This is a genomic window from Filimonas effusa (assembly GCF_004118675.1).
GTDB classification, from domain to species: domain Bacteria; phylum Bacteroidota; class Bacteroidia; order Chitinophagales; family Chitinophagaceae; genus Filimonas; species Filimonas effusa.
This window is the reverse complement of sequence record NZ_SDHZ01000001.1, coordinates 1,960,641-1,979,683: the sequence shown is the minus strand read 5'-3', so window position 1 is coordinate 1,979,683 and position 19,043 is coordinate 1,960,641. Positions and strand designations below refer to the sequence as shown.

The following is a 19,043-nucleotide window of genomic DNA, read 5'->3' as shown; positions in this document are numbered from 1 at the left end:
AGCCAGTAACGTGGTACGACAGCCTGTCAGTACGCTCTTTTATCAAAATCCTCTCTTTTCAATCCCGGCATCGCTGCCAGCTTGTCCCATTTACAGCTGATGCTAAAAGTATTAGCAGCCAACTTCAAAGCATCCTTAAAGCATCCTAAAAGCTTCCTGAGAGCTTCTTTGAAGCATGGTAAAAAAAGCGCCAAAATGTCCGCATTCGAAAGAATTTAGCAAAGCCTGCGCTAATTCAGCCACTATAAAAGCGTAGCAAAGCCAGCGATTGATCGGCTATTACAAAAGCGTAGTAAAGCCTGCACTTCATTCGGCCGCTGCAAAACCTTAGCAAAGCCTGCACTTGATTCGGCCGCTACAAAACCTTAGCAAAGCCTGCACTTGATTTGGCCGCTACAAAACCTTAGCAAAGCCTGCACTTGATTTGGCCGCTACAAAACCTTAGCAAAGCCTGCCTTTAATCCGGCTATTACAAAAGCTTAACAATGCCCTCCGGGCTTTAAATCGCGGATATTTCCATTTCTTTTTGTAGTTTACAGGTATGTTAGGGCATAGATTTTTAAAATTTGACCCTCGTGGGAATGGAAAGTCGCGGTTTGAACAGTTGCTGGATGTATTCATGCAATTGCTGACATATACCAATGGCGATGCCGGCGAGGCGCTTCAATGGATGAATGAGCTTGACAAACAATATCAGCTCACCGATAACGACTATGGCATGGGCGACTTTATCGACGACCTCAAAGCCAATGGTTATATTAAAGAAGATGATGGCTCCGGTAACCTGTCAATCACCTCCAAATCGGAGCAGGGCATCCGCAAACGCAGCCTGGAAGAGATCTTCGGAAAACTCAAAAAAACAAAACAAGGTAATCACCAAACGTTTAAACACGGTGCCGGCGACGAAGCCAGTCCGGATCTTCGTCCTTTCCGCTTTGGCGATATGCTGGAGCAGATCGATTTTACCGAGAGCATCCGTAACGCCCAGATCAACCATGGCGTAGATAGTTTTCGCCTCCACGAAGATGATCTTGAAATCCGGGAAACCGATTTTAAAGCACAAACCTCCACAGTGCTCATGATCGATATCTCCCACTCCATGATCCTCTACGGCGAAGACCGTATCACCCCCGCCAAAAAGGTGGCCATGGCGCTGAGCGAACTTATCACCACCAAGTATCCCAAAGATACCCTCGATATCGTGGTCTTTGGTAACGACGCCTGGCCGGTGGAAATAAAAGACCTTCCTTACCTGCAGGTGGGTCCGTACCATACCAATACGGTAGCGGGACTTGAACTTGCCATGGACATCCTGCGAAGGCGTAAAAATGCCAACAAACAGATCTTCATGATCACCGATGGCAAACCTACCTGCCTCAAAATAGGCGGCCGCTACTATAAGAATAGCTTCGGCCTCGACAGGAAGATCACCAACCGCTGTATTAACCTGGCCGCCCAGTGCAAAAAGCTGAAAATACCTATTACCACCTTTATGATAGCTTCCGACCCCTATTTACAGAGCTTTGTACAGGAGTTTACAGAAACCAATAACGGTAAGGCATTCTTTGCCACACTCGATAAACTCGGCGCATTTCTGTTTAAAGATTTCGAAAGCGGTAAGAGAAAAACGGTGTATTAGTGGAGAGGATTGCTTGCGGATTTTATTTAACAGAAAAACTTTTTAATGAACATAGAGAAGATTACGACGCTGGGACAATTGAAGAAGAGTGGTTATACGCCTTTATCTATTAAAGACGAAATCAGGAAAAATCTCATAGAAAAAATACGCAACCGCGAGAACCCTTTTACCGGTGTAATGGGCTATGAAGATACCGTTATCCCTGATACGGAAAGGGCTTTACTGAGCCGTCATAATATCCTGTTCCTGGGCTTAAGAGGTCAGGCTAAAACCCGTATGGCACGCCTGATGGTCGATTTACTCGACGAATATGTTCCCGTAATCTCAGGAAGTGAAGTGAACGACGATCCCCTGGCGCCATTAAGCAGTTACGGAAGAGGTATGATTGCACAGCATGGCGATGAAACGCCTATCACATGGTGGCACAGGAGCGAACGCTATGGCGAAAAACTTGCTACACCCGATGTAAGCGTGGCCGACCTGATAGGAGATGTAGATCCTATTAAAGCCGCCAACCTAAGGTTATCATTTGCCGACGAAGGTGTAATTCATTATGGCATCATTCCCCGCAGCAACAGGGGCATCTTCGTGATCAACGAGCTGCCCGATCTGCAGGCCAGGATCCAGGTAGGTTTGTTCAACATACTCCAGGAAGGCGATATCCAGATCCGCGGTTTTAAACTGCGGATGCCGCTCGATATCATGTTTGTATTTACCGCCAACCCCGAAGACTATACCAACAGGGGCAGCATTGTTACACCGCTGAAAGACCGTATCGAAAGTCAGATCTTGACACACTATCCTAAAACGATAGAAACAGCGCTTGCCATTACCGAACAGGAAGCCAGCATCCTGCCCCAACAACAGCAAATGGTAACTGTAAGCGACCTGGTAAAACGACTGATAGAACAGGTGGCATTTGAAGCGCGCAGCAACGAATACGTTGACAAGAAAAGTGGCGTGAGCGCCCGTTTAACCATTGCTGCATTCGAAAATGCCGTAAGCAGCGCCGAGCGCCGCGCCATCATCCACGGCGAAAAAACAACGCAGGTATGGATCAGCGACCTGGTAGGCATCATTCCCGCCATCACCGGTAAAATAGAACTGGTGTACGAAGGTGAACAGGAAGGCCCTTACCAGGTAGCCGTAAACCTGGTTGATAAGGCCATCCGCTCTCAATTCATTACCTATTTCCCCGATCCGGAAAAGGCGAAGAAAAAACGCAATACCGGCAAGCGCTCACAGGAAGAAAAAGCAGAAGAAAATCCCTATAGAACCATCACCCGCTGGTTCGACGGCGGTAATCATGTCGATCTCCTGGTTGATATCAAAGACGCGGACAAGATCGCAGGCTTATACCAGGTAGATGGATTATATGCTTTCGTTAAAAAGTATTTCCCCCATGCCAATGAAAAGGAAACGGCCCTGTTAATGGAGTTTGTGCTGCATGGACTGGCCGCTCATTCCATGATCAGTAAAAGAGTCATAGAAGGCCGCATCGAGTTCAAAGACCTTATAGGCAGCATGATGAACCTGGGCCAGATGAATTTTGGCGAAGAAGACGAACTAACCGAAGACGATCTTAACTAAGATCGTCTTCGGTTAACAACAAATATGCAAAGCCAGGTGGCATAATAAATGCCTGGTTCAGTGAACAAGTGTTTTCTGTAACATCATACTTAGAATAAGTTCATCTGCTTTTGAGCCGGCTTCCTTTGCAAGCGTACAAAAGTTTCTGATGCTGTCTTCTACCTTGCTTTCAATGATGCCGTCGGTCGCCTGTATTTCAACTCCCCGTAGAGCCAGGTTGGTAGCTTGTATGGCGGCATAAGTACAACTTGCAACCTTTAAAGCGCAGCCTGCTTTTGCGCCGTCGCAAAGCATGCCCGTAGAGGTTCCTATCATGTTCTGGATAATGGCTTTCAATGTTTCAAGTGTGCCGCCTTGCAAACGGGCGATACCACATGCAGCTCCTATGGAAGCTACCGTTACGCCGCAAAAAGCAGACAGGCGCCCGAACTGCGATTTAATATAAATGGTAACAAGATTGCTTAATCCTACCGCCCTTATTATTTCATCTTCATTTTTGCCAAGTAGTTCTCCCACCGCCACCACCGGTACTGTTGATGTAATCCCTTGGTTCCCGCTCCCCGAATTGCTCATGGCGCTAAGAACACTTCCGCCCATCCGGGCATCACAGGCGCTTGCAGTTAAGGATATTGTATAGTTGATATAATTGTTGCCGCTATCTTCAACAGCATTACATTGAGACGACAGCTTTCCTACGTTTAATCCAAATGCTTTATTCGAGCCCTCTGCTGCAAGCGAACTGTTTAAACGGATCGCTTCTTTTATAATGCGCAGATCATTTATATCCGCTTCGCTGATATATTGCCAGATAGCTTCCAGGCTCACCGCAACAGGATTGTCTATTGATTCCCCCTTGCTGTCACGCTCTGAATTGGAAAATAAAGTAATACCATTGGCTTCTATGCTGGTAACGTTGGTATGATGGCCGCTAACAATAACCTTAATAAAAGAATGCTCCGTTTGCAGATGTACTTCTATATATAGCAGCTCAGGAGTATCAGCCAGGTGTACTTTAATCATACCCGACCCGGCAAGCTTTTCTGCCGCCGATATATGTTCTTCGCAGGCATAGGAAAGTATTTGCAGCTTTGCCTCCGGATGAGCAATGCAAAGGCCCAATGCTGCTGCCGCTTCTATGCCCTTTTTCCCCGTACCACCTATGGCAACCGAATAGGCATTTTTAATAACATTCCTGCTGGCATAAATTTGTACATCTCTTATTGCCTCTTCCGGAGCCTGTTTCCGGGCAAGGGCGGCAGTAAATGCAATGGCTGCGGGCTCGGTACAGCCTTGTGATGGTTGTAACTCGCTTTCAAGCAGCATAAGCAGGTCAGGTCCCGAACGTTCTTTCATTCAACTTTTTTCAGGAGCCTAAGGTAGATAATATCACCAGCGTGATTGTGGTACTTTTCTTCGAAAATTACCTGTAGCGCAATTTAAGGGAGAGGTGTCTGTTATATGATATTCACTTCCCTCTCCAGCGTAATGCCAAACCGTTGCAGCACGCTATCTATGATCTTTTCAGAAAGCTGGTAAATGGCCGCACCGGAGGCTTTGCCATAGTTCACAAGCACCAGCGCCTGTTTGGCGTGACACCCTGCGTCACCATCGCGGAAACCTTTCCAGCCGCATTGTTCTATCAACCAGCCTGCAGGAACTTTCACGAGCGCAGGATCAGCTACTGCATAATGCGGCAACGCCGGGTATTCCTTTTGCAATACCTCGAATAAAGCAAACGGTATCGTCGGATTTTTGAAGAAACTCCCCGCATTGCCTATCTGTGCCGGATCGGGAAGTTTACTGCTCCTGATGCGGATCACCGCATCTGATATGGCTTTAATAGAAAGTGTTTCTATACCCATCTGCGCCAATTCCTGTTCAATAGCGCCATAAGAAATATTGAAAACAGGCTGTTTGCGAAGCCGGTAAGTAACGTTCAGTATAATAAATCTGTTCTTATATTGATGTTTAAAAACGCTCTCACGGTAACCAAATGCGCAATCCTTCAGTCCAAAGCCAACAACGGTATTGCTTTCAATGTCCAATGCTTCCAACGATTCAAAAACATCTTTGACCTCAACGCCGTAAGCACCTATATTCTGCATGGGCGAAGCTCCTGCGCAGCCAGGTATGAGGCTGAGGTTTTCAAGCCCTGCATAACCATGCCCGATACAATATAAAACAAACCGGTGCCAGTTTTCGCCACCGGCTACTTTCACGTAATAGAATTCAGCGTCTTCCTTTACAAGGTCAATGCCTTTCAGTTCATTCTTAAATACCCATCCGTTATAGTTATAGGTAAACAACATATTACTTCCACCGCCAAGAATAAGCATCGGCAAAGGAACAACAGTAGCGCCCGCTCTGGCATTCCTGTATTCCAATAGTTCCTGCAATTCCGCCAGGCTCGAAAAACGTGCAAAATGTTTAGCCTGCACATCAATCCCAAACGTGTTATACCCAAGTAATGATATATTTTCCTGCACCATAATTTTTTAAGTTTAAACTACTGCCAATCCTTCCAAACCATGATCTGCCGTTCTATCCCTACACCGGGTCAATATCCGGTACAATACCAACACTTCTGTATCTTTTATTCGATTGTATGATCACTATCTGCTGGGCTATCTGCTGCTTGCACTGCTGGATCAGCTGGTTATTCTTAGGCAGTTTCAGCAATATTTCCCAGAGATATTGGTTCCTGACACGGTTAACGACCGGCTCGGCAGGGCCGTTGATAAAAGCGCCAAAACTGGCTTTTAAGCCATTGACCATTTGAATGGCTGCTTCTTCAGCTATCAGGGTTTCTTTATGTTTAAAAGTGAGCTGTATAATGCGTGTGAAAGGAGGGTAGGCAAACATTTGCCTGTTGGCTATTTCTGCCTGGAACAGTTGCCTGTAGTTGTGTTGCTGTACAAACTGTAACACCGGGTGATGAGTATTGCTTACCTGTATCATTACCCGTCCCAGCCCCGAACGGCGGCCCGCGCGGCCGCTAACCTGCTCCATCAGCTGATAAGCTCTTTCATTGACCCTGAAATCGGCAAAGTTCAAAATGCCATCCGCATCCAGGATCCCCACCAGGTTCACATGCTCAAAGTCCAGCCCTTTTACCACCATCTGGGTGCCTACCAGTATATCTATTTTCTGCTGTTCAAATAGTTTGATCAGGTTATCATGATCATGTTTCCCTTTTACACTGTCATAGTCCATACGCGCAGTCCGCGCTTCAGGAAAAGCTTCGGCTACCATCTCTTCAATCTTTTCCGTTCCAAAGTTCTTCTGGTGAAACTGGTGACTGCCACAGGCGGCGCAGGTATGTACCACGGGGTAAGTAGTGCCGCAGTAATGACAGGCCATTTTGTTTTTGGCTTTATGATACGTAAGCGTAACATCGCAATGCTCACATTGAGGGATCCAGCCACATACATTACACAGCAGGTAAGGCGAGTAACCACGGCGGTTCTGAAACAGGATCACCTGTTTCTTCTCATCCAGTGAAGCCTGGATGGCCGCCTGCAGGTCTGGTGTAACAATTACTTTCGAACGGTCCTGCGTCACCACCCGCTTTACATCTACTATTTCAATCTGCGGCATCTCGGCATTGCCATAGCGCTCATTTAATTCAACCAGCGTGTATTTACCCTGCTGGGCATTATAGTAACTTTCTATAGAAGGAGTGGCCGATCCCAGCAATACCTTCGCCTGGAACAGGGAAGCGTAATAAATAGCTGCATCGCGCGCATGATAACGCGGAGCAGGGTCCTGTTGTTTATAAGAAGCGTCATGCTCTTCATCGGCAATGATCAGCCCCAGTTGACGGAAAGGCAGGAACACCGCAGAACGGGCGCCCAGCACTATTTTTATTTCCCCGCTCTTCACCTTGCTCCAGATCTCAACACGCTCATTCGGATTAAAGCGCGAATGATAAATGGCGATATGTCCGCCAAAATGTTTTTGAAGCCTGCGTATGATCTGTGCCGTTAGCGCAATCTCCGGGAGCATGAACAATACCTGCTGTCCTTGCTGTATGCAGGCTTCCATGAGTTTAATGTACACCTGTGTTTTACCGCTCGAGGTAACGCCATGTAACAGGCATACCTGTTTTTCAGAAAACCCAGCTGCAACAGCATCTGCAGCTGCCTGCTGGGCAGGAGAGAGGGTAAAGTCTATTTGTATGTCTTTAGGTAACGCGGCGATACGGTCCACAGCCCGTCGTTCTGTTTTCAGGATGCCCTTATCTATCAGCGCTTTTAACTGTGCTGCCGAGGCGCCGGATTTTTTTAGCAACTCCGGCTGTGGCACTTCGCCCTGGCTTCTTTCCAGGTGAAGATAAGCCAGCAGCAACTCCATTTGTTTGGGGGCCTTGGGCGTTTTGGCATCTTTGGTCGTGCCCCAGTTGTTCAGCAACGCTGCCAGCGCTTCTTCCTGGCGGTAACTGTGATGCAGCAGTACATAAGTTTCTTTTTTCTCCTTGTACTTTTCTTTCAGCTCTTCCCACACATGGCATACCTGCTTTTCGATAAGCCGTTTGATAACAGGATATACATGGCTGGAATCCAGCACCTGCTGCACTTCGGTAAGCCTGAGTTCTTTTTTGATATGTAAAGCTTCGGCTACAACAAACTCTTCGTCATCCAGGTCCGAGAAATCTTCATCATGTTCATCGTTCCAAAGCAGGATGGTTTCGCTGGAAAGCTTCAGGTTGGCAGGAATGGCGGCCTGCATTACCTCGCCCTCCGAACACATATAGTAGTTGGCCATCCATTGCCAGAACTCCAGCTGCTGTGGGAAAAGCAACGGCTCGTCATCCAGCACATTCAGTATTGGCTTGGGATCAAAAGCTTCAGGTTTTTCAGGAAAAACCCTTTTCACCAGTCCCGCATATTTTTTATTCTTTCCAAGTATCACCTCTACACGCACGCCGGGTTGTACTGCCTGCTGATAATGCGCCGGAACAGCCCAGGTATAGTTCTTAGGCAGCGCCAGCGGTATCACCACTTCGGCATACAATACAGGCTGGGAAGAAACTTCTTCCGGAAATTGTATGTGCTGGTTCGAATTCATGTTTCTAAGCTGCTAAGATACGCTTGTTTCTTTTGCAGCCACCGTAGTATAAGTACGGTAACGGCGCAAACCGGCTTCCATTATGGCATACGCCTTTTGTTTCAGCTCGGGAAGCTGGGCCATGGTATACCCTTTCACCGCTATGGCGTCAAGAAATACAGTGCGGCAAAGGCCCGGAGTAAGCGTCAGCACCCCTTTATAATGCATCCGGTCAAGCGTATCTACAAATAACACCGGCTGTAACGGCGTCTGGGTTTCTATGGCAATACGGAAAGCGCCATCGTAGAACGATTTCAGCGGATCGGGCGTTTCGTTAAATGTACCTTCAGGAAATATAAATACCGAAATGCCTTTATGTATAGCGGCCTTAAGCGTACGAACACTCTGCGCACGGTGGGCGGCATCGCGGCGGTCTACCAGTATAGCAGCCATCCGGTAAATAATGCCAAAAACAGGATAGCGTACCATCTCATATTTGCCCAATACCCGCACCGGCTGATGTATACTGCGCACAATACAGGGAATATCCATATAAGAAATATGGTTCGCTATAAACAAATACTGACGTTGTCTGTCCAATGGCGCCTCATAAACTTCCCGGTGTTTTATGCCAATAAGAAAATACCATGTAGCGGCCCAGGCATGGCAGAGCTTGTAAATAAGATTCCCTCCTTTTACCTTTCCACCCAACGCCGACAGTAATACCAGCGGTAATACTATGAACATAAGCAGCACAAACCACAGGAGTGCCCAAATGTTATAGCAATAATGAAGGAATCGGCGCATAAGTCGTTTTATTTATTCGAAGAAAATGCGAACAGTCTGGTAAAACCATTTATTGTGTAAAGCGGCTGCCTGCTGCGAAGTTTCAGAGAAGCCCTGTAAACCAAATAACCCGGCCATATTTCCTTTGTTGATGGCTATTTCAAGATAACCCGCCGAATTGAACCAGGCCATCTTTTCACCGGGGGCTACCGAAGAATAGTTCTGAGCCAGCGTATCTATCATTTCATTGCGGGTGAACACAATCTTAAAAGAACGGCCATTACGCTGGGCCTCAAATTCATCCCTGGTGATATTCACCACCACATTTTCGAAATTATCGATGAAAATGATCTGGCCTTCCATCCAGTTATTCCCATACGTGGCCCTGAGCGGATACCTTTCATCGATGGTAACCCCTGTTTCTCCAACCTGCTCCAGCGGACGCCCCTGGCTTAAAGGTGCCAGTGCATTCACCAGCGGCTGCGTACATTGCAATACACCCAGGCTGTCGGTTTGTGGAATAGGAACCGATACCATTGAAGCAGGTTTACTGCCGGTGACCAGGGTAAGAATGCCGTTATCGGGACAGGCAATCCACTGTTTATTATGTTCAGCCAGCAGCAGGCGCCGCGGCGGTGCGTCGAATAAATTGATCAGCAGCACGTGAAACGTACCTGCCGGATAGTATTTGTAAGCATTACTGCAGATATAAGCCGCCTGTAAATAATTGAAAGGAGAGAGGCTATGAGTAATATCCACAATATTGAATGCCGGGTTAGCAGTTAATAACTGCCCCTTAATGGCGCCAATAATGTAGTCATTCTGGCCTATATCCGTTGTAAGTGTTACTATGGGCATCAGGAAAAGCCGTAGGCAGCCGTTATTTTACCAGATTGCCGTTTTTGTAATAGAATTTTCTTACCAGCTTGTCGGCGAGCGACGGGAAAAAGCGGTTGATGAACACCGTTTGTTTACCAGTGCTGGTTAATACCATAGTCCTTTTGCGTTTTTCAATGGCCTTCATGATATAAGTGGCGCATTCTTCTGCCGTCATAAGTTTGCCTTCATCCATTTTCGATTCACCGGTAGGAAGCGCGTCTTTGTTGAGCGCTGCGTTCCGTATGTTCGAAGTCGTGAAGCCGGGGCATACCCACATTACATTTACCCCACTGTCGAGCAACTCGGTCCTCAGCGATTCCAGCCAGCCATTCACAGCAAATTTAGAAGCCGAGTAACCACTGCGGCCCGGTAAGCCACGGTAACCCGCCACAGAAGACATGCCTACAATGGTACCTTTGTTTTTTATAATATAAGGGAGGGCGAACTTGGTACAGCAAACCGTTCCCCAGAAATTGATATCCATTACCCGGCGGAGGGTTTCCAGCTCGGTATCCATTACCTGCGCCCTCATAGAAATACCCGCATTGTTGATCAATACATCGATAGTGCCGTAGGTTTTTATCACCTGGCTGATGAAATGCTGACAGTCCTGCTCATTACTAACATCTGCAGTATGAATCATCAGGGGCTTGCCCGAATGGCGTTTTTGCAGCTCATAGAGCTTGTCATAATTCCGGCCGCAGGTAGCCACCCTGGCGCCGTATTGTAACAATACATCCACCAATGCCCTTCCTATACCTTCAGATCCTCCTGTAACTACCGCTACCTTATTCTTTAATGAGTACATAATTGTCAGCTTATTACGGCAAAAGTAAACACTTCCCCCGACCGTAAAAACAGTAGAGAAAAAAAGGACAGCACTATTTTTCCCTATCCCCGTTTTAAAGCCGGAAAAATTACGCTTTTTACAAATGAACATTCCTCTTTCCGTAAACCAGGAGGCCATCTAAAGACGAACTTGCTGCAAATTCCGGCTGACTGCCCCCTGGTAAATGACTACAACGTTCATCCCGGGTAAACCAGCCTGTCTCTGCTTTTTTAACAAAACTAATAGCCGGCTCCCGGAAAAAGCATCCCTTCCGGGAATACGCCTATCCTGTCAGCTGCTTTGAATATAATAATGATAGATTTGATATGAAATTTTTTCAGCGTATAAAATTGCAATGGGCGCGGCACCAGCAACGATGGTTTGGCAAATGGCACGTTTACCTTGGGATCGTAGCCGGACTTATTGTGGTCGTAACAGGACTTACCGGCAGCATCCTCGTCTTCCAGGACGAAATAGACCATGCCCTCAATCCCGGCAAGTTCCACGTAATGGAGCAGCAGCAACGCATAGAGCTGGCGGATATCGTACCTGTTGTCAGGCAGAAATATCCGCAGCTAAAGTTCAATTACGTCATGTTATCCGATACCAAAGGCGATCCCAATCTGGCTTACCGCTTTTTTAATTTAAAAACCAAAGAAGAGTTCTTCATCGATCCATATACCGCACAGCTCTCAGGCAAACGTATCTATGAAAGCGCTTTCATACATATAGTAACCGATATCCATCGCAGCCTGCTCGTACCCGTAGCTGGAAGATACATCGTAGGCCTGTCAACACTTTGCCTGCTTATGCTAACCATCAGTGGCCTGCGCCTGTGGATCCCGCAGAAATGGAAACAACTAAAATCAGTGCTCACAGTGAAATTCAGCGCAGGGTTCAAACGCCAGAACTACGACTGGCACAACGTCCTGGGCTTTTATTCTTCACCCGTGATCGCATTAATATCACTCACCGGAATATGTATCACGTTCTCCCCCCTGGTAATAGCCATGATCTTCATCCTCGACGGACGATCTCCGCAGGGCGTGGCTGCACTGCTGGGTGCTAAATCTACTTATACAACAGGCGCAAAACCGCTCACACCACACGATATAGTAGCAGAAGCAAAAAAGCAAATGCCTTACCTGCGGGTGGCGGGCATTGCATTGCCGGAAGATAGCACCGGCAATTACAGGCTCGATGTCGTTGGTGCCGGCTTACCCAAAAGCGGCAGGCGCGAAATGATCATCCTCGATCAGTACACTGGCAAAGTTTTGCTAAACAGTCGTAAAGACTTCCCCAATTCCGGTTATGGCTATTTAAGCTGGGTTACCCCCATCCATTTTGGCACATTCGGAGGTTTGCCCACCCGTATATTGGCATTGCTTGCAGGTTTAATGCCCCTGGCATTGTTTGTTACCGGCTTCATCATCTGGTTGCCCCGCTATCGCAAACAAAAGCGCCAGCGCCGCAAAAAGGCCGCAAGCGCTAACTACGATCTTGCAACATCAGCCGCCAATCGTCATCAACAACTGCTGCCCACTGATACAGCAACCGAAACCAGTCTCGACATATTGGAAGACATCGATGAATACCCTGAAGTACTTGTATTTAAAAAGCGGCGCCGTACAATCTCTGCTGCCTGGCAATGCTTTTATAGCAACCTCAAAGCAGGCTTTAAGTATGCGGTATGGTTCGTTGTTATTGGCTTCGTAATGGGCGCCTTATACGGACTTTTCTCCGGCGTCATTATACAGCCAGCTATCTTTGCAGTAACATTTACCACCTTCATTGTAATAATGAACTTTGCTGTAGCCCTGCCTGTTTATGCGATCAACGTAGTGATCCTATCGCCGTTTAAAAAAGGAAGCAGGTCTGTTGTAAGATACTTTGCAATATCATTGGCATTCCTGCTGGTATACGTAGCTGTCTATTTGTTGTTATTAAATACCGGCATGAAAGTATTTTAAAAGGGCACGTTAAACAGCGATGTAAATAAACGACAACCAACAAGCCACAGAAACTATGGAATAGGAGGGAGGTCAAAAGAAACTATCGCAAGCTAACTGCTTGATCAAGAAAGAAGAATAAATAAAAAGGCAAAAAAATTTGGTGAGTTTCAATTTTCTCCTATTTTTGCACTCCCAATAACGAAATACATCAGCCTAAAAGCAGGTGAAAAAGTAAGCGGGAATGATTTCGTAGCTCAGTTGGTAGAGCAATACACTTTTAATGTATGGGCCCTGGGTTCGAGTCCCAGCGGAATCACAAAAAAAGATCACAGCAATGTGGTCTTTTTTTATGCTTACCTATTCTTACGACAAGAGGTTGATTTTTGGATCAAGTTGAAAACTTGTTGTAGCCATAATCAACTGCATTTTGTAGGTCGTGATGATGTATCTATATACATACTTATCGCCTTGTCGAAACAATCTTGCGTGAATATTCGCACTGTTACAAGTGTTGCTTTGAAGGCGAATGTTTCTGTCTCTTATTCTTGCCTGTAACCGGCCCGGTTGTGGATATTCAGGAGTGTATTGAAAAGATGATTAATGAGTGAACATAACAGGCATCAACGTTGGAAAAACCCAGGCAAAGTGATGTTTATTGTAAATAATGGGCCTATGGGGCGCCAAAAAAATATCATAGGCCGCACTATTATACACCGGCAGCATGGCCTCTATCAGGTTGGCCGGCCAGAACCCATTGGGATCTTTGGCTTGCCCAATGCGCGGATTTTTAAACCAGGGCCAGTCGGCGGGCTGCTGCTGGTAAAGAAGTAAGTAATCAAGCGCCTTTTTAATACTTCTACCGTCTTTCTCCAGTTGGAAAAGATTCTCATGGGTAGCGTTATATAGCACCCAGGCAGCGGCGGTTATGGGCGCCAGCGAAAAATAGGTGTACCAAATGCCGTTGCTCTCTCGTTTTACTTCCTCTGTCAGGTGCCCGTCTCCGGCAATTTTATCAAATAAGTCGGCTTTAATCAGTTTCAGGTTCATGGCCATGTCCTTTTCGTCGTCCAGATAGTAGCTGGCCAGTACCGAAGCAAACCGGCCCCAGTCTGCCCAGTTATTAGGCCGGCGACGTATTTCATTGCCGGCTTTGCGATAAACGTTTTTAACCCAGGTGGCAAACTGGTCTTTATCTTCCTGCTTCCAGTTGTTATAATTACGCATTAATTCGGCTGCCATCAGCAGGCCGCTGCCCGAATAGCTAAGCACCAGTGGGCCATCTGCTTCAGAGTAGGTTTGGTTGATGCTGCCCCAGGCGTTCAGGAAGTAAAGCGCGCGGTCGGCATAAATTGCCTTGCCGCTTAATTGCCAGGCTAGGGCGCAGGCATAGGCATAAAACGCATCGGCTTCAAGCCCCTGCTTGTTTTTGCGGTGCAAGTTGGGATTCACATAAAATCCCGGGATACTGAAATCGGTCAGGGCATGTTGTTCTTTCAGCAAAGCGGAATCGGCATATACCAATAATGCATGGAAGGCATCAGTGTATCTTTTATTGTTGCTTTTGATTTGTTCTTTAACAAAATCGATCTGCTTTTGCGGGTGCATGCCGCCCGGATGCGGGTAAGCCAAAGCGAATATAGCGTTTAACAGTAGTGCTGTTGTTATGTAGGGATGTTTAGATCTGAAATGCATCATTTACCTCCCTGTTGTTTTAATGACGAAGCCATGCGTATAATCCGGCCCTTCAGGCAAGATAAAATGCAGGCCGTTATCATGCTGCGTAAATGGTAACGGGCCGTTGCCAAGCAATTCAACCCGTGTGATTGTACGGTTTTTTATTGAAAGGGTTTTCACTGTTACCTGTCTGTTCTCCGGTGCTTTCAGTGCTATGGCGTACACTGTCTTATTTTTTTGGGTGAACCAAAAATCTTCCGGGGTAATGGACAAGGTAAATCCCTCTTTCTGGCGTTGCTCTGTATTATCCATACGTAAGTTGGATGGACCTTCATGGGTTATGGAATATCTACGGGTATTGTAAATTGCCTCGCTGTTTACCTGCATCCATTGCCCTACTGCTTTTAAATTGGCTGCTGCCTGCGCGGGAACAGATCCATCGGCCGCGGGGCCGATATTGAGCATATAATTACCGCCTTTGCTCACTATTTCTACCAGCCAATACAGTAATTCGCCGGGCGATTTCCAGTCGTTGTCATAACTTTTATAACCCCATGAGTTATTGAGTGTGCCTACGGTTTCCCAGGGTAGTGCAAATTCCGCTGCCTGATCTGGAATTTTGTTGTCGCCTGGAATATCGTAATCGCCCATGTTGTTGCCAATACGCTGGGTGATGATAATTTGGGGTTGCTGCTGATAAACGGTTTTATAAAAACGGAAGCTTTGCGCAGGTGTCATTAAACCGGGCATATCAAACCAGATGCATTTCAGGTCCGGGTATTTGGCCAGTAATTCTTTTACCTGCGGAATGGCTTTTTTATCCAGGTACTGCTGGAAACTGTTTTTGCCGGGGTCCCAAAGGTTGGCGCCAAATGAGTCGGTGGGCAGTCCTTTTTTATCATTGATGGCTTTGGTTTCCTGGTACTGCGCGTCGGCGCCATCGGCCCAGTCTATATTATGTGAGTAGTAAAGGCCGAATGCCAGTCCGTGTCTTTTGCAGGCCTGGTATAACTCTGTTACGGCATCGCGCTTAAAGGGAGTGGCATCCGCTATGTTAAAGCCGGATGCTGTAGAGCGATACATGGCAAAGCCTTCGTGGTGCTTGGCTGTAATCACAATGTATTTCATGCCTGCATGTTTAGCCATAAGGACTATTGTATCGGCATTGAACCGGGTGGGATTGAATTTGTTTGCAAGATCGGCGTATTCCTGCCTTGGAATACGGGCTACGAGCTGTATCCATTCAGCTACATTGGGTACGCCCATTTCTTCCATTTTTTTTCCTTTCCAGATACCGCCTGGTATGGCATATAAGCCCCAGTGAATGAACATGCCAAAGCGATCGTTCTGAAACGCTGTAAGCGCTTCCTTTTTAGCGCTATGCATATGTTGCCATTGCTGCCGCATGGTTTTATTTTGAGCCGATGCACTTAACCGGCAAAATGATAGCAGGCAACAGATAGCTGCCACGACGCTATTGTTTGTATACATTGATTTGATGTTAATTTTCATAAATAGTTGTTATAGTAACTTACGGCTCAGCATCCAATCGCGGCAGCGATCCATCCATCGGTCCGGTGTGGTAGGATTATCCAGCCCGTAGCCATGCCCCCCTTTGGGATAGATGATGAGTTGCGCGCTTACGCCGTGTTTGCGCAGCGCCTGGTAATAAAGGATGCTGTTTTCGGGGTCAACGACAGTGTCGTCACCTGAGTGGATGAGCAATGCTGGTGGTGTTTGCGGATCTGCCTGAACATTGGCCGAAAACATTTTCACGTCATCAGCAGACGGGTTCTTTCCGAGCAGGTTGCTTTTTGAACCGGCATGCGTAACGCTGTCGTCCATGCTAATAACAGGATAAACTAATATGGTAAAATCTGGTCGCAGGTTGCCGGTGCTATCTGTTGTGTGAATATAATGATCGCGGTAGCGGGTTGATAATATTGCGGCCAGGTGCCCGCCTGCAGAAAAGCCTGCTACGCCCACTTTATCAGGATCTATTTTCCAGTGTACGGCATTTTTACGTACGATGCTGAGGGCTTGCTGTGCATCCTGAAGCGCACCTGTGCGCTTGTCGGCCATGCTTTGGCTGCTGGGCATCCGGTATTTTACGACGAAGGCGGCAATCCCCAGCTGGTTAAACGCTGCGGCCACTTTGCTGCCCTCGGCTGTTACAGACACGCCGGCGTAGCCGCCGCCGGGCAGAATGATAACAGCGGCATGCGTTTGTGCGGGTTGCGCCGGCAGGTAGGCGGTAATAGCAGGCTGTGTTGTATTATAGGTAAACAGATTACCCTGTCCAATATCCCGCACCCCCTCAGTTAATGTGCACGGCAGGGAGTTGGGTATTTGTCCGTTGGGGTATAAAGGCAGTTCTGTTTGTGCTTTTGCGTATCCTAAGGCGCCTGCTAATAGCGCAAAACTCATCAGTGTATATTTCATGCTCCGTGTATAGATTACTAAAATAGGGCATCCTGTGACCCGCGGTGAATGCAGGTATCGCATTTGTTATAACGGGACCGCTCCCATACAGCGGGAGCCGTCCCGTTATGATATTTTGTGTATCAATACAACGTTATCTCTCGAATGCTGTTATTTTGAGAGCAATACTCTGTTTTAACTTTATTCATGAATCAGTGATGCCATGAAATGTTTTATTTGCCTATTGTTAATTCTGTGTTTGTTTACAGCACAAACAGCAGCGCGCACGTACTATTTTTCAAGTAAAACGGGGGATGATACGCGCTCACCGGCACTGGCACAAAACCCGCGCACACCGTGGAAAAGCCTGGATAAGCTGCATGCAATGATGGTGGGCCTTCTGCCTGGCGATACAGTGCTTTTGTGTCGTAATGATGTTTTTGAAGGCAGTATTGCCGTTACCTGTTCGGGCCTGGTATTTGGCGCTTATGGCAAAGGCAGCAAGCCTGTCATCAGTGGGTTTACGCAACTGAAAAACTGGAAACATGCGGGTAACGGCGTTTGGCAGGCTTCCTGCGCCGCAGGTGAATCTGGTGTTAATATGGTAGTGATGAACGACCGGCCATATGCTATGGGGCGTTATCCGAACGCTGATGCACCCTATGGTGGCTACCTCACATTTCAAGCGCATAATGGTCATTCGCAAATTCATGACGACAGGTTCGCCTCCGGTCCTGACTGGACCGGAGGCGAAGTTGTTTTGCGTGTAACCCGCTGGATCATTGATCATGATGTCATCACCGCACAACAGGGTAACACCCTCAGCTTTGTACCTTCGTCAAAAGAAAAACTGTCAGACGGTTTTGGCTACTTTATCCAAAACCATTTAGCTGCGTTGGATCGTTATGGCGAGTGGTTTTACGATCCAAAGCAAAAACAACTGTACATGTATTCCGGAGAGGAAAAGCCAGTTGCTGCACAGGTGGCTGTAACGCCGGTGCTTATATCGGTAAAGGATCAATCTGATATTACGTTAACCAACCTGTGTTTGCAGGGCGCCGCCCACCGCGCTATGGATATAGCAGGCGGTAAAAACATAACCATCAATCATTGCGAGATCCGTTTTTCGGGTATGGATGCACTGGTGGCAGCAGGGGCGGTAAATGTGGAGATAAGTCACAACCTGTTTGCCTATACCAACAATAACGCCGTTGGTATTTTTTGCGCCAACGCAAGATTTACTGATAACAGGGTTTTGAACACCGCCATGTTGCCCGGAATGGGCCGTAGCGGCAATAATAGTTATAATGGCGTAACCGTAGTGGGAAGAGGCAACCTGGTGATGGGAAACACCATTGACAGTACCGGTTATGTACCGTTGCGGGTGGATGGCGATTCATTGCTGGTGAAAAATAACCTGATTAACCATTTTGCATTGGTTAAAGACGACGCCGGCGGCATATACATGTACACAGGCGCTGGCAACCGGGCATTTGTACAACGAAAGGTGGAAGGAAACCTGGTGCTCAACGGATCGGGCGCGCCCTTTGGTACCTCCTGGCCGGCAGGCCGGCTGGCGAACGGTATTTATATGGATGATAACACCGCCAATGTGGAAATTGTAAATAATACGGTAGCCAATTGCGGTTCGGCGGGCATCTTTATTCATAATGCCAGCGGTATTGTATTAAAGAATAACACCGTATTCAATAACACCAGCCAACTGGTAGCAGAGCAGGAAGATATTACCTGCGCCGGTTGCGCCATGAGCAATAATAATATGAAAGGCAACCTGCTGGTAGCCCAAACAGCAGCGCAGGAAGTGATGGTGCTTAAATCATTTAACGAAAATCCGGATAAACTGATAGCTGCCGATGGGAACTACTACTGTGGGTTACAGAACAAGCCCGATTATGTTGCTGTAATGAAAGGCCGCGATAAAGCCAGCTTTACCTTGTGTCAATGGCGCAAGGCATCGGGCAATGATACGGCTTCCGCTGAGCAGTTAATTACAGGTGCAGATAGCCTTATGCTGGTGTATAACCCGGATAAAGCGATGAAGATTATTGAACTGAACAGCAATTGTTTTGATATAAGGTTGGGCAAATATCTGACCAAAGTTACCCTTCCTCCGTTTGGTTCAGCGGTGCTGATTAAGAATCCTTAAAAGATGACTCAGGTTAATGGGACGGCTCCCACAAAACGGGAGCCGTCCCGTTTTTTTTAG

Annotated in this window: 13 protein-coding genes and 1 tRNA gene; 5 read left to right on the top strand and 9 right to left on the bottom strand. The window is 47.1% G+C overall.

Features of this window, described 5'->3' with window-relative positions:
• Positions 1–619: 619 nt before the first annotated feature.
• Positions 620–1,639, top strand: a complete 1,020-nt coding sequence (locus tag ESB13_RS07400; RefSeq protein ID WP_246022465.1) for a vWA domain-containing protein — start codon at positions 620–622, stop codon at positions 1,637–1,639.
• Positions 1,640–1,684: 45 nt separating this feature from the next.
• Entirely contained in the window at positions 1,685–3,229 is a 1,545-nt protein-coding gene (locus ESB13_RS07395) for a magnesium chelatase (protein WP_129002367.1), read from the top strand.
• A 57-nt stretch (positions 3,230–3,286) separates the two neighbouring features.
• On the opposite strand, the gene ESB13_RS07390 is transcribed toward ESB13_RS07395, so the two are convergent.
• The 6 genes from ESB13_RS07390 to ESB13_RS07365 all read right to left on the bottom strand — a co-directional run bounded on the left by ESB13_RS07390 (position 3,287) and on the right by ESB13_RS07365 (position 10,748).
• Positions 3,287–4,582: an L-cysteine desulfidase family protein gene (locus ESB13_RS07390; RefSeq protein ID WP_129002366.1), complete on the bottom strand. Its 1,296-nt coding sequence runs from the start codon at positions 4,580–4,582 to the stop codon at positions 3,287–3,289.
• Positions 4,583–4,683: 101 nt separating this feature from the next.
• The gene (gene murB / locus ESB13_RS07385; RefSeq protein ID WP_129002365.1) at positions 4,684–5,718 is read right to left on the bottom strand and encodes a UDP-N-acetylmuramate dehydrogenase; all 1,035 of its coding nucleotides are present in this window, start codon (positions 5,716–5,718) and stop codon (positions 4,684–4,686) included.
• 58 nt (positions 5,719–5,776) lie between these two features.
• The gene (gene priA / locus ESB13_RS07380; RefSeq protein WP_129002364.1) at positions 5,777–8,296 is read right to left on the bottom strand and encodes a replication restart helicase PriA; all 2,520 of its coding nucleotides are present in this window, start codon (positions 8,294–8,296) and stop codon (positions 5,777–5,779) included.
• Between the two features lie 12 nt (positions 8,297–8,308).
• The gene (locus tag ESB13_RS07375) at positions 8,309–9,082 is read right to left on the bottom strand and encodes a lysophospholipid acyltransferase family protein (RefSeq protein WP_129002363.1); all 774 of its coding nucleotides are present in this window, start codon (positions 9,080–9,082) and stop codon (positions 8,309–8,311) included.
• Between the two features lie 12 nt (positions 9,083–9,094).
• A complete protein-coding gene (locus ESB13_RS07370; protein WP_129002362.1) occupies positions 9,095–9,919 on the bottom strand; it encodes an SAM hydrolase/SAM-dependent halogenase family protein in 825 nt (274 codons plus the stop codon).
• 22 nt (positions 9,920–9,941) lie between these two features.
• The gene (locus ESB13_RS07365) at positions 9,942–10,748 is read right to left on the bottom strand and encodes an SDR family oxidoreductase (RefSeq protein WP_129002361.1); all 807 of its coding nucleotides are present in this window, start codon (positions 10,746–10,748) and stop codon (positions 9,942–9,944) included.
• Positions 10,749–11,095: 347 nt separating this feature from the next.
• Between ESB13_RS07365 and ESB13_RS07360 the strand changes: the two genes are divergently transcribed.
• Both ESB13_RS07360 and ESB13_RS07355 read left to right on the top strand, forming a co-directional pair.
• A complete protein-coding gene (locus tag ESB13_RS07360) occupies positions 11,096–12,739 on the top strand; it encodes a PepSY-associated TM helix domain-containing protein (protein WP_129002360.1) in 1,644 nt (547 codons plus the stop codon).
• Positions 12,740–12,964: 225 nt separating this feature from the next.
• Positions 12,965–13,037 (top strand) — tRNA-Lys (locus ESB13_RS07355).
• A 281-nt stretch (positions 13,038–13,318) separates the two neighbouring features.
• Here the strand turns inward: ESB13_RS07355 and ESB13_RS07350 are convergent.
• From ESB13_RS07350 to ESB13_RS07340, 3 genes are read right to left on the bottom strand one after another with little or no spacing between them, the layout of a single operon-like run.
• Positions 13,319–14,416, bottom strand: a complete 1,098-nt coding sequence (locus tag ESB13_RS07350; RefSeq protein ID WP_220399564.1) for an alginate lyase family protein — start codon at positions 14,414–14,416, stop codon at positions 13,319–13,321.
• Positions 14,417–15,907, bottom strand: coding sequence for an alpha-L-fucosidase (locus ESB13_RS07345; RefSeq protein WP_129002359.1), 1,491 nt, complete (start codon positions 15,905–15,907; stop codon positions 14,417–14,419). It lies immediately after the preceding gene.
• Between the two features lie 9 nt (positions 15,908–15,916).
• On the bottom strand, positions 15,917–16,837 hold the full coding sequence (locus tag ESB13_RS07340; RefSeq protein WP_164974125.1) for an alpha/beta hydrolase: 921 nt from the start codon (positions 16,835–16,837) through the stop codon (positions 15,917–15,919).
• 238 nt (positions 16,838–17,075) lie between these two features.
• Here ESB13_RS07340 and ESB13_RS07335 point away from each other — a divergent pair, with 238 nt between their 5' ends.
• The gene (locus tag ESB13_RS07335; protein ID WP_164974124.1) at positions 17,076–18,983 is read left to right on the top strand and encodes a right-handed parallel beta-helix repeat-containing protein; all 1,908 of its coding nucleotides are present in this window, start codon (positions 17,076–17,078) and stop codon (positions 18,981–18,983) included.
• Positions 18,984–19,043: the final 60 nt, after the last annotated feature.

What these genes read in the sequence shown, in the direction of transcription:
- ESB13_RS07400 (WP_246022465.1), top strand. Translation starts at nt 620, where the DNA reads ATGCAATTGCTGACATATACCAATGGCGATGCCGGCGAGGCGCTTCAA.
- ESB13_RS07395 (WP_129002367.1), top strand. Translation starts at nt 1,685, where the DNA reads ATGAACATAGAGAAGATTACGACGCTGGGACAATTGAAGAAGAGTGGT.
- ESB13_RS07390 (WP_129002366.1), bottom strand. Translation starts at nt 4,582, where the DNA reads ATGAAAGAACGTTCGGGACCTGACCTGCTTATGCTGCTTGAAAGCGAG.
- murB (WP_129002365.1), bottom strand. Translation starts at nt 5,718, where the DNA reads ATGGTGCAGGAAAATATATCATTACTTGGGTATAACACGTTTGGGATT.
- priA (WP_129002364.1), bottom strand. Translation starts at nt 8,296, where the DNA reads ATGAATTCGAACCAGCACATACAATTTCCGGAAGAAGTTTCTTCCCAG.
- ESB13_RS07375 (WP_129002363.1), bottom strand. Translation starts at nt 9,082, where the DNA reads ATGCGCCGATTCCTTCATTATTGCTATAACATTTGGGCACTCCTGTGG.
- ESB13_RS07370 (WP_129002362.1), bottom strand. Translation starts at nt 9,919, where the DNA reads ATGCCCATAGTAACACTTACAACGGATATAGGCCAGAATGACTACATT.
- ESB13_RS07365 (WP_129002361.1), bottom strand. Translation starts at nt 10,748, where the DNA reads ATGTACTCATTAAAGAATAAGGTAGCGGTAGTTACAGGAGGATCTGAA.
- ESB13_RS07360 (WP_129002360.1), top strand. Translation starts at nt 11,096, where the DNA reads ATGAAATTTTTTCAGCGTATAAAATTGCAATGGGCGCGGCACCAGCAA.
- ESB13_RS07350 (WP_220399564.1), bottom strand. Translation starts at nt 14,416, where the DNA reads ATGATGCATTTCAGATCTAAACATCCCTACATAACAACAGCACTACTG.
- ESB13_RS07345 (WP_129002359.1), bottom strand. Translation starts at nt 15,907, where the DNA reads ATGAAAATTAACATCAAATCAATGTATACAAACAATAGCGTCGTGGCA.
- ESB13_RS07340 (WP_164974125.1), bottom strand. Translation starts at nt 16,837, where the DNA reads ATGAAATATACACTGATGAGTTTTGCGCTATTAGCAGGCGCCTTAGGA.